At 66.3% G+C, this 1,796-nt stretch carries 2 protein-coding genes; both read left to right on the plus strand.

Features of this window, described 5'->3' with window-relative positions; translation table 11 throughout:
- Window positions 1-414: response regulator transcription factor (locus tag ENZ75_RS26535; RefSeq protein ID WP_164888016.1), on the plus strand; the 414-nt coding region annotated here is incomplete at its 5' end.
- Window positions 411-1,796: ATP-binding protein (locus tag ENZ75_RS26540; protein ID WP_128278435.1), on the plus strand; the 1,386-nt coding region annotated here is incomplete at its 3' end. The genes ENZ75_RS26535 and ENZ75_RS26540, both read left to right, overlap by 4 nt.

The following is a 1,796-nucleotide window of genomic DNA, read 5'->3' on the forward strand; positions in this document are numbered from 1 at the left end:
GTGCCCAAGCCCTTCGGCCCGCGCGGGCTTTTGGCGCGCATCCGGGCCGTGCTCAGGCGCAATGGCGCCGCCGAGCCGAAGCGCGCCACCACCAAGCAGATCTACCGCTTCGCCGGCTGGACGATGGACTGTGCCCGGCGCCGGCTGATCGCACCCGACGATGTCAGGGTCGAGCTGACCATGGCCGAATTCAACCTGCTGCAGACCTTCGTCAAGAGTGCGCAGCGTGTGCTGACCCGCGACCAGCTCATCGAACTGTCCGGCGGCGACAGCGACTATTCCTTCGACCGCAGCATCGACATCCTGGTCAGCCGGTTGCGGCGCAAGATGGAGGACGACCCGAAGACGCCCAAGCTGATCCTGACCGTACGCAGCGGCGGCTACCAGTTCCTGCCCGAGACGACCTCCGAATGAGACGTTTCCTGCCGCAGACCTTGCCTGTCTGGGTGCTGCTGATCGTCATTGCCGGCCTGCTGATCAGCCAGGTCGCGACCCTCTACATCGTCTCGCGCGACCGCGCTGCCGCCAACGACGTCGTCGACCTCTACCGGCTCAACGACCGTGCCTTCTCGCTGGTGCAGCTCATGCATGACGCCAGTCCGGACGAGCGCAAGGCGACGGCGACCGGCCTGTTCAACTCCACCTACGCGCTCACCGTTTCGGACACGCCGGCGGTCACTTCGTCGATCGCCGGCGATGACGAACTGGCCGAACTCGAAGACATCCTCGTCGGCCGGCTGTCCAAATTCGGCATCACCGATGCACGCGTGCGCCGCGATCCGGCGACGCGCGAGGCCGACGACGCGGACGGCACGACGCCAGGACCCGACATCGGCCAGGTCGAGCGCGACCTTCTGGTGCTGGCCGCCGACTTCGCCCAGAGCGACAAGCTGACGGCATCGCTGCGCTTCGCCGACGGCCAATGGCTGAATTTCACCGAACCGATCACGCCCGTCGGCCCGATCCTGAGCTTCGACAGCCTGCCGCTCTATTCGCTGATCGCAGGGCTGGTGGTGATCATGTCGATCTGGTCGCTGCGCCGGCTGACGGCGCCCTACCGGATGATGGAAACCGCCGTGAACCGGATCGGCAAGGATCTGAAGAGCCCGCCGATCGCCGAGGGCGGCAGCCGCGAGGTGCGTGCCGCCGCCAAGGCGATCAACGCCATGCAGGCGAGGTTGCGCGAATATGTCGAGGACCGCGAACATCTGGCGGCGGCACTGGCGCATGATCTGCGCACGCCGATGACCAGAATGCGCCTGCGCCTGGAGCTGTTGCGCAAATCGGCGGTCCGCGAGGCGCTGGCGCACGACCTCGCCGATGTCGAGAGCATCGCCAGCTCGGTGATCGACTTCGCCACCTTCGAAGTGACCGAGGAAAAGAACGAACGCATCGACTTCTGGTCGCTCGTGGAATCGATCGCCGACGGCTATGACGACGTCTCGTTCGACGACGAGACCCGTTCGCGCGGGCTGATCTGCATGGCGCGGCCGGTCGCGCTCAAGCGCTGCGTCACCAATCTGGTGCAGAACGCGGTCACCTACGGCAAGAAGGCGCATCTTTCGCTGCGCCGGTCGGAGGACATGATCCTGCTCACCATCCGCGACGAAGGGCCTGGCATACCGCAGGCGCAGATCGACGCCGTGTTCGGCTCGTTCGTGCGCCTCGAACAATCGCGCAACCGCCAGACCGGCGGTCTTGGTCTCGGCCTGACCATTGCCCGCAACATCGCGCGCGCCGCAGGTGGCGAGATCCGCCTGTCCAACAATCCCGGCGGCGGCCTGCTGACGCAACTG

It is taken from the genome of Mesorhizobium sp. M7A.F.Ca.CA.002.04.1.1 (assembly GCF_004022805.1).
Lineage (GTDB): Bacteria > Pseudomonadota > Alphaproteobacteria > Rhizobiales > Rhizobiaceae > Mesorhizobium > Mesorhizobium ciceri.